Source organism: Candidatus Jordarchaeum sp. (assembly GCF_052745115.1).
Genome location: NZ_JBRAKS010000193.1, coordinates 1 through 7,526, shown reverse-complemented (window position 1 = coordinate 7,526; position 7,526 = coordinate 1). Strand labels below are relative to the sequence as shown.

Annotated in this window: 8 protein-coding genes; 3 read left to right on the top strand and 5 right to left on the bottom strand. The window is 42.6% G+C overall.

From position 1 onward, the window contains the following. Nucleotides 1–77: 77 nt before the first annotated feature. Nucleotides 78–710, bottom strand: coding sequence for an MBL fold metallo-hydrolase (locus tag ACUVXA_RS13290; RefSeq protein ID WP_445871757.1), 633 nt, complete (start codon nucleotides 708–710; stop codon nucleotides 78–80). A gap of 171 nt (nucleotides 711–881) precedes the next feature. Here ACUVXA_RS13290 and ACUVXA_RS13285 point away from each other — a divergent pair, with 171 nt between their 5' ends. Beyond that, nucleotides 882–1,301, top strand: coding sequence for a hypothetical protein (locus tag ACUVXA_RS13285; protein ID WP_445871756.1), 420 nt, complete (start codon nucleotides 882–884; stop codon nucleotides 1,299–1,301). A 51-nt stretch (nucleotides 1,302–1,352) separates the two neighbouring features. On the opposite strand, the gene ACUVXA_RS13280 is transcribed toward ACUVXA_RS13285, so the two are convergent. After that, entirely contained in the window at nucleotides 1,353–1,625 is a 273-nt protein-coding gene (locus ACUVXA_RS13280; protein ID WP_445871755.1) for a hypothetical protein, read from the bottom strand. Nucleotides 1,626–1,847: 222 nt separating this feature from the next. Between ACUVXA_RS13280 and ACUVXA_RS13275 the strand changes: the two genes are divergently transcribed. Both ACUVXA_RS13275 and ACUVXA_RS13270 read left to right on the top strand, forming a co-directional pair. Further along, complete coding sequence (locus ACUVXA_RS13275) at nucleotides 1,848–3,827, top strand: oxidoreductase (protein WP_445871758.1); 1,980 nt, start codon at nucleotides 1,848–1,850, stop codon at nucleotides 3,825–3,827. Nucleotides 3,828–4,162: 335 nt separating this feature from the next. After that, a complete protein-coding gene (locus ACUVXA_RS13270; RefSeq protein WP_445871754.1) occupies nucleotides 4,163–5,131 on the top strand; it encodes a 3-keto-5-aminohexanoate cleavage protein in 969 nt (322 codons plus the stop codon). 78 nt (nucleotides 5,132–5,209) lie between these two features. Here the strand turns inward: ACUVXA_RS13270 and ACUVXA_RS13265 are convergent, their stop codons facing one another. The 3 genes from ACUVXA_RS13265 to ACUVXA_RS13255 form a co-directional block, all read right to left on the bottom strand. After that, nucleotides 5,210–5,998, bottom strand: a complete 789-nt coding sequence (locus ACUVXA_RS13265) for a CoA-transferase (protein WP_445871753.1) — start codon at nucleotides 5,996–5,998, stop codon at nucleotides 5,210–5,212. A gap of 12 nt (nucleotides 5,999–6,010) precedes the next feature. Continuing rightward, entirely contained in the window at nucleotides 6,011–6,901 is an 891-nt protein-coding gene (locus tag ACUVXA_RS13260; protein ID WP_445871752.1) for a CoA transferase subunit A, read from the bottom strand. 96 nt (nucleotides 6,902–6,997) lie between these two features. Next, the coding region (locus ACUVXA_RS13255) for a hypothetical protein (RefSeq protein WP_445871751.1) at nucleotides 6,998–7,526 on the bottom strand (529 nt) is incomplete at its 5' end.

Sequence of the window (7,526 nt, the reverse complement as noted above, 5' to 3'; positions counted from 1 at the left end):
CAGTTTAAAATCTTACTAAAAATAGGATGGTACAATATTATTTAGTGGAAGAAAAAAATCTCATTTAATTTTTTGAGTTAGTCATCATTGGATAAGGATTCTACGAATGAGTAGTCCAATTGTATATTTTCGTTGGCGTTTCCAATAACCGGTACGTCGTGGCCAGGTAGGAGTATCTGGACATCTAGTTCAGTTAGCTTTTTTATGGATTTTTTAAGCTCAAATATGTCGCCTCCCGGGATGTCTGTGCGTCCTATTCCGTAAGCAAAGATGGTGTCTCCAGAAAAAAGGATCTTTTTTTCAGCGTTGTACAGGCAGATGCTGCCTGGAGAATGCCCTGGAGTGTGGATTATTTGAAAATGCAGGTCCCCCAGCTGTATAACGTCTCCATCCTTAAGTTTGACTTGCACTTCGAAGCCCCCTTTTTCTTCAAGGTAGTTGGCCTCAATTTCATGAATCATTACATCAGGTGAGCAGAAATTTATTATTTCAAGCACCCCACCTATGTGGTCTGGGTGGAAGTGGGTTATTACCAGGCTTTTTATTCTGTGGGGATCCAATCCTAGAGATTCAATATCCTTAATAAAGTATCTCTGGAAGTCTCCAGTTAAACCGGAATCGATTAGTGCTAATTCGTCTTTGCCCACCACGTAAACATTTGATCCCCAGGATCTTCCGGGAATTATTGCTATTTGATCAATTATCTCCATTTCTAATTTCACCCTTTCCAGAAAGATTAACAATACAAAGACCTAAACACATTTATAGTTTCGCCTAATTTAATGATGGAGTTTTAATGGTTGAATTTTTAAATGTAGGGAGATAGTTAATTTTAGGGAATTTATGAATCGTCACTTTACTGAGTTATTGGAGGTTTACTCATGCCGAGTGTGGAAGAGCTTTTGGAGAAGGCTAAGAGTTTTTATCCTAAACACCCGGACCTTATGAAGTATCTGGAGACTGGAGCATTGTGGGAGTATCGTATTCGCCCCTTCACCCTGGATAGCGGTGACAAGCTTGTATTCCATTTAACAAAGCTCTCCGAGAAGGAAATCAGGTTTGAACAAGGACCGGCACCAGAAAAGCCAGACTTAATACTATATTTTACAGAGAACGCTATGGTGAAACTGGTGGATGAATCAAACGATGTTGACACCTATTATGAAAATTATCGAGAAATACTAAAAAATCCCGACGTGGGAGTGGAACTAGACTACAAAATCAATAAACCCCGCCTAAAACTCTTCAGAATGGGCTACAAAGAATGGGCAAACACCTACAAGTTCCAAGCCTGGACCTAAGTCCTCTTAGAATTAAGGATTAGGTTGACTTTTTAGTTATTAGATAACCCATTAATAAAAAATTCTATCAGATCTTTTCATTCTTAGATATTCTTCTATATAAGCTCTTAATCCATTTTCTCCTGCGGCTTGGATGGCTAATTCTCTGTCGCCAACTATCTTTATTTCCACTTCATCAATGGAGTAATCCAAATCTAAAGAGTCGTCATTAGCAATATCCAATCTTAACGAGCTACCCACTCTCACTGTACACTTTCTTTTCCCCTCCACAATTCTCGTTACGTATTCCCCTGTAGTGTAATCCCAACACTTGGTTATCTTCATCTCTAATAATACCTCTAACAATAATAGTTAATTGGAAATAAAAGTATTTTTTCTTTATCCACTCATCGAATATGTAGTTTTAGAAAGTGATATAAGTTAAATACCAGTATTTCAAAACTTGAAAGTTATGAGAGGTCAAATTTGACCTCACCTATTAGGAAACACCCCCTATTTATTTAATAGATTTAGAAGTGTGAATGGCTTTTGGAGGTTTTCAACTTGATGCTGTTTGAGCCTATCAAAATCGGAAGTATGGAGATTAAAAACAGAATTTTTCTACCCGCTATGCATTTGGGCTACGCGGTGGATAACTTTGTGGATGATCGTGTTGTGAATTTTTATGAGGCTCGGGCTAAGGGTGGTGCTGGGATTATTTTGGTGGGTGGTTGTGCCACCGAGCCTTTGGGCACTGGGCTCCCGAACATGATGAGTTTGAGTGATGACAAGTTTATTCCAGGTATGAGGAGATTGGCTGATGCAATTAAAAAGCATGGGGCTCGAGCTGCTGTTCAATTATTGCATGCGGGGCCTCAGACTTGGACTTTTATTTTGGGCACTCAGCCGGTTTCGGCCTCCGCTGTGAAGTGTAAGTTGACGGGTGAAATCCCTAGGGAGTTAACTATCCCGGAGATTGAGGAGACTGTGGAGAATTTTGCCTTGACATCTAAGCGGGCTAAGGATGCCGGGTTTGACGCTGTTGAGGTCATTGGTGGTGTGGGTTATTTGGTGGCGCGTTTTCTTTCACCTAGGACGAATTTGCGTAGGGATCGTTATGGGGGGGATGTTTATGGTCGGGTTCGGTTTGCGGTGGAAATTGTTGAGCGGATAAAGGAGAAGCTGGGTAAGGAGTTTCCGCTTATTTTTAAGCTTTCTGGAGATGAGTTCATGAAGAGGGGTACCACAATTGAGGAAACTAGGATAATTGCTCAGGAGCTTGAGAAGGCTGGTGTGGACTGTTTTAATGTGGCTGTGGCTTGGCATGAGTCTCCGATTCCCCAGATTACCATGAATATTCCTGGGGGGGCTTTCGCTTTTCTTGCTGAGAAGGTTCGGGAAGTCGTGAGTGTTCCGGTGGTTGCGGGAAACAGGATTAATGACCCGTTTGTTGCGGAAAAAATTTTGAGGGAAGGCAAGGCGGATATTATATCTTTGGGTAGGGCGTTGATTGCAGATCCCGAGTTTCCGATAAAAGCTAAGGAAGGAAGATTTGCGGAGATTAGGAAATGTGTGGCTTGTAATCAGGGATGCTTTGATCATGTTTTTCAAGCAAAACCAATTGAGTGTTTGGTTAATCCGGATGTTTCCAGAGAAGCGGAATACGAGATTAAACCGGTGGCTACGCCGAAGAAGGTTTTGATTGCTGGTGGTGGTCCTGGAGGTATGGAGGCTGCCCGGGTTGCAAAGCTGAGAGGCCATGAGGTATATTTGTATGAGAAGAGTGACCGGCTGGGAGGGCAATTGAGCTGGGCAGCAGTTCCCAAGGAGAGAAATGAACTGGGTAACCTTGTGGATTATCTATCTTACCAGATGTACTTACAAAACATTAATGTGGTTCTCGAAAAAGAGGTCACCCCAGAAGTGGTTGAACAGTTGAATCCCGACGTTGTAATTCTGGCGACGGGAGTAAATTGGATTGTTCCTCAGATACCGGGAGTGGATAGGCCGAATGTGGTGATGGCTTTGGATGTGCTGGCAGATAGGGTACCTATAGGTAAAAAGGTAGTTATAATAGGCGGGGGTGGAGTTGGGTGTGAAACGGGGCTTTACTTGATGGAGAAGGGTTCTATTGATGCGGAGACCATGCTCTTCTTGGTGAAATGGGGGGCTATGAATTTGCAGAGTGCTTATGAGTTGACCAAGAGCAATAAAGAAGTTACAATAGTGGAAATGTTGGATAAAATGGGCCAGGATATTGGTGGCAGTACTCGCTGGACGATTTTAAAGAGTCTTTCCGGCAGCGGGGTTAAGATGCTTACAACTACGAAGGTTACAGAAATAACGGATAAAGGTGTGGTTCTGGATGGCGGGGAAGTCTTGGAGGCTGATACTGTGGTTATTGCGGTGGGTTCAACCCCAAACAACGAACTCGTAGAAAAGCTGAAAGGCAAAGTTCCTGAAATCTATGCTATCGGCGACTGTGTGACTCCCAGGAAAGCCATAGATGCTATGCATGAGGCAGCTGCAGTGGCAAGAAAAATCTAAAAAACGAAAAAACGCATGGAAAGCTCACAAAAACTATTTACTTTTTCTTATTAAAAAGAGAAGTTTCACCTGTGAATTTTACTCAGAGATTAATATTCATAATTAAAGCGAGTTATCGTAACCGCTTCATGCTGTTAGGATTTTTTAGCCCAATTATTTCGGAAAGAAGGAAGAAAAATTTTTAGTTTTTGACTTGAAAGTGTTATCCTAGAGGAATCGAATCTTCCCCACCTCTCTGTAATTTATTTCTAACTCTTTAAAACCAATAAATTAATATTTCTATTTTTTATATTTTTATAAACAATTGGGTAAAAATTGTTTTGAGAGGTGTGTAAATGTCCGTACTTAGGGCATGGAGAGACAAATGTATTATTACCTGTGCTCTTACAGGATCAGTTACATTGCCATCACAGACGCCCTATTTACCAATAACGCCGGATCAGATATCTGACGAAGCTAAAAAGGCATGTGATGCGGGTGCAGCAGTTGTCCATGTCCACGTAAGGGATCCAAAAAGTGGTATGCCCACCGCTGACCTGGGTGTTTGGAGAGAAACACTTGAAAAAATTAAATCCAAATCGGAAGTAATAGTCTGTTGTACAACCGGCGGGGGTGCTGGAATGACCGCACAACAGAGGATAGCGGTTGCTCCAGAATTTAAGCCCGAAATGTGTTCCTTCAACGTGGAATCCATGAACTTTTCAATTTTCCCAGTAGCTGAGAGAATTAAGGAGTGGAAAACTGATTGGGAAAAGGGCCTGGTAGAGTGGAGTAAGGGTATGGTTTTCCAGAACTCCTTTGCAGATTTGGAAGTGTTTGTTAAAACCATGTATGAGAACGATGTTAAACCGGAGCTTGAGATTTATAGCACCAGCGGCATCTGGAACGCAGGGGCCATGGCACAATTTGGATGGCTCAAATTCCCCTTACACATGCAATTCGTCCTAGGGGTACTGGGCGGAACAGGCAACACGCCGTGGGAGCTAATACACATGTACAATGAGGCCGCCAGACTCTTTGGAACAGACAACTTCACCTGGTCAGTTATCGGTATTGGATATCCGAGGGAATTTCATCTTGGAGCTTTGGCGGCAATAATGGGTGGACACATTAGAGTCGGAATGGAAGACAACATATTTGTAGGATATGACCCGGTAAAAAAGGAGCGTATAATCGCGAAGAGCAATGCCGATCTGGTTGAGAAGATGGTCAGGATAGTCAATGAATTGGGGCGCGATATTGCTTCTCCTGAAGAAGCAAGAAAGATGCTAGGACTCAAAGGATTAAATAAGGTAAACTATTAAAAAAATAAACTTCTTCCTTTTTTTCTTTTTTAGTACCTCTTTTTATAAGGATAGATTATTTGAGTCCGCATTTTTCTGCTACAATTCTTTTAGAATACCGGTTAGGTCTATTCTGGTTCTTATTATTTCGAGTTCTTCCTTTGTGGGAGGTTCTGTTTCGGGGATATTATCCGGAATGATGAGTTCTAAACCGGTATTGGCTTTCACGTCGTCGATTGAAACACCACGATGTATTGATTTTAAACGCATTCTTTTTGTCTTTTCTTCAAAATCCATGATGCATAAAGGTGTTAATACGTATTTGGGGCCTCCTCCAGGCAATCCAAGTTTTTCTCTGGAATCGCCCCCGTCACCCCAACCAACTGCGGTAATGTATTCACACTTGTCCACTAAAACCAGTGGATGATGTCTCTCGGTGTAGATATAGTAATGGTTCACAAAGGCGGTTATGGTGCTCTGCCCGATAGCTCCTGGTCCTCTAAACATTAGCTTAGGGTATTGACCACCTATTCCCAGAAGGTTTATGTTTCCGAATTTGTCTATCTGCAGACCTCCGAAGAAGCTTACATCCACTTTTCCTATGATGTCCCAAAGAAATTCATATTCTGGTACTTCTTCGCAATACTTGAATCCTGAGAATTCCGTGACGAATTCAAAACTCTCTATTTTTTTCACATCCGAGAAATTGGCGCGATAGAATTGAAGCCATTGCATATTCGGTGCGTGTGTCAAATGTGCAAGGAGTATCCCTGCTCGACAAGCAGGAAGATTAGCGCCAATTAGCACCCTATCTCCGTCTTTAATTTCACGTGAAATGAAAGCTGCTAAAAGTTCTCTTATCGAATAATCTTCAGCATAATTGCTCAAAAAGTTCACCTTCTAATACTGGTATAGAGAAAGTAGTCTTTTTATGCCGATAATCTCCAAATAGTCTTCGTGAGATTCGGGGTCAAAAACATACTTTTTGAGATACTGTTCGAAGAGCTCAGGGTTTCCTTTTATACTAGCCTTGGCAGCCGCCACATATTCTTTAAGATGCTCCTTATCCAGAGCATAGAACCCATCACTCGCGAAGGGATGAGAACCGTATGGTGCTGGAACCAAGGCATCAACAGCGTTAGCCTTTGTTAAATACGGGTTTCTCTTAATTTCTTCGTTCGAAACCACTTTCTCAACCTGGAATATGCATTTTTTGGCGGCTCTTGTCATTAAAATGTCGGCGTATGTGTTTCCTATATACTGTACATTACCGTAAGGATCACCCCACGAGGCATGGAGTACAGCCACGTCCAGCCCTATCGCAGGAACAGCTAACAGTTTTTGCCCTTTTATGGGATCTTCAAAATATTTCAGATCAGGGTTAATTTCGGGCAAACAGGTGCCCACGCCTCCCAACCAAGGATAAAAAGGTAACCCCTCAGCAGCCGCTCTTAATGCAGCGCACAAAATTGCTTCATCACATTCCCACATCTGGATGGTTCCATCCACCACCGCCTTGCGAAAGAAGGGACCAATGGGAGCCAGAGTTTCACCCCCAATATAAGCCGTGGCAACCTTCTTTGCAATTCCCGCCCCGATCATAAAATCGATTTCCAGCCCCGCCGCCGGTGAACCCACCACCGTTAAGTTTCTCACACCATTCTTGATTATTTGCCGGATAATGGCCATAGGATGATTAGAAGTCAAAAGACCTCCTATACCAATAGTCATGCCATCCTTGATCATTGAGGCTGCATCCTCAACACTCATTATGACTTCTTTTCGACCCATACTGACACCAGCTTCAAGAAACACTAAAACCCGATATATAGATCATGCTTATAAATGAAATCATAAAAAGTGGAAAGAGTGCCGGGGAGTTTATCCTTATCTTTTGTAGCTGAGTTTACACGCCTCCATAATTACTCCTACCAGTTTGGAAGGCTCAAGCATACCAATCTGCACACCGGTACCGAACCACTCACTAACCTTCGCTTTAATAGCGCTCTCATCTATCTTCATGCCTATGAGTTCCTTTTCCAGTTTTTCTAGACCATCAGAGGGAGTCATGTGCATGGTACCAGTGAACATCATATCCTTTATCTTGTCTCCTTCCCTGAGAATATAAGCCCTAATCAGTGGTCCAGCAGGAACCTTCACAAAGGCTTTCCCCAGACTGGTACCCGGAGGAATCTCCTCATACTTTTTCTCTGCCGAGCGGGCGAAAATCCATGGCTCCGAGTGGAATTGGGTCGTAAAATCCTTGAAGTACTGCTTCTCAGCGTCCGTCCACTCACCCTCTTCCACCTCAACATCAAAAGTTTTCTTAAGCGTCTTCAGAGTTATGTCAAACCAGGCATCTCTAACTCGGTCAATTTCATTCAGACCCTTAGGAAACACACCCGCCTCCTCGAAG

What these genes read in the sequence shown, in the direction of transcription:
- ACUVXA_RS13280 (WP_445871755.1), bottom strand. Translation starts at nt 1,625, where the DNA reads ATGAAGATAACCAAGTGTTGGGATTACACTACAGGGGAATACGTAACG.
- ACUVXA_RS13270 (WP_445871754.1), top strand. Translation starts at nt 4,163, where the DNA reads ATGTCCGTACTTAGGGCATGGAGAGACAAATGTATTATTACCTGTGCT.
- ACUVXA_RS13290 (WP_445871757.1), bottom strand. Translation starts at nt 710, where the DNA reads ATGGAGATAATTGATCAAATAGCAATAATTCCCGGAAGATCCTGGGGA.
- ACUVXA_RS13275 (WP_445871758.1), top strand. Translation starts at nt 1,848, where the DNA reads ATGCTGTTTGAGCCTATCAAAATCGGAAGTATGGAGATTAAAAACAGA.
- ACUVXA_RS13285 (WP_445871756.1), top strand. Translation starts at nt 882, where the DNA reads ATGCCGAGTGTGGAAGAGCTTTTGGAGAAGGCTAAGAGTTTTTATCCT.
- ACUVXA_RS13260 (WP_445871752.1), bottom strand. Translation starts at nt 6,901, where the DNA reads ATGGGTCGAAAAGAAGTCATAATGAGTGTTGAGGATGCAGCCTCAATG.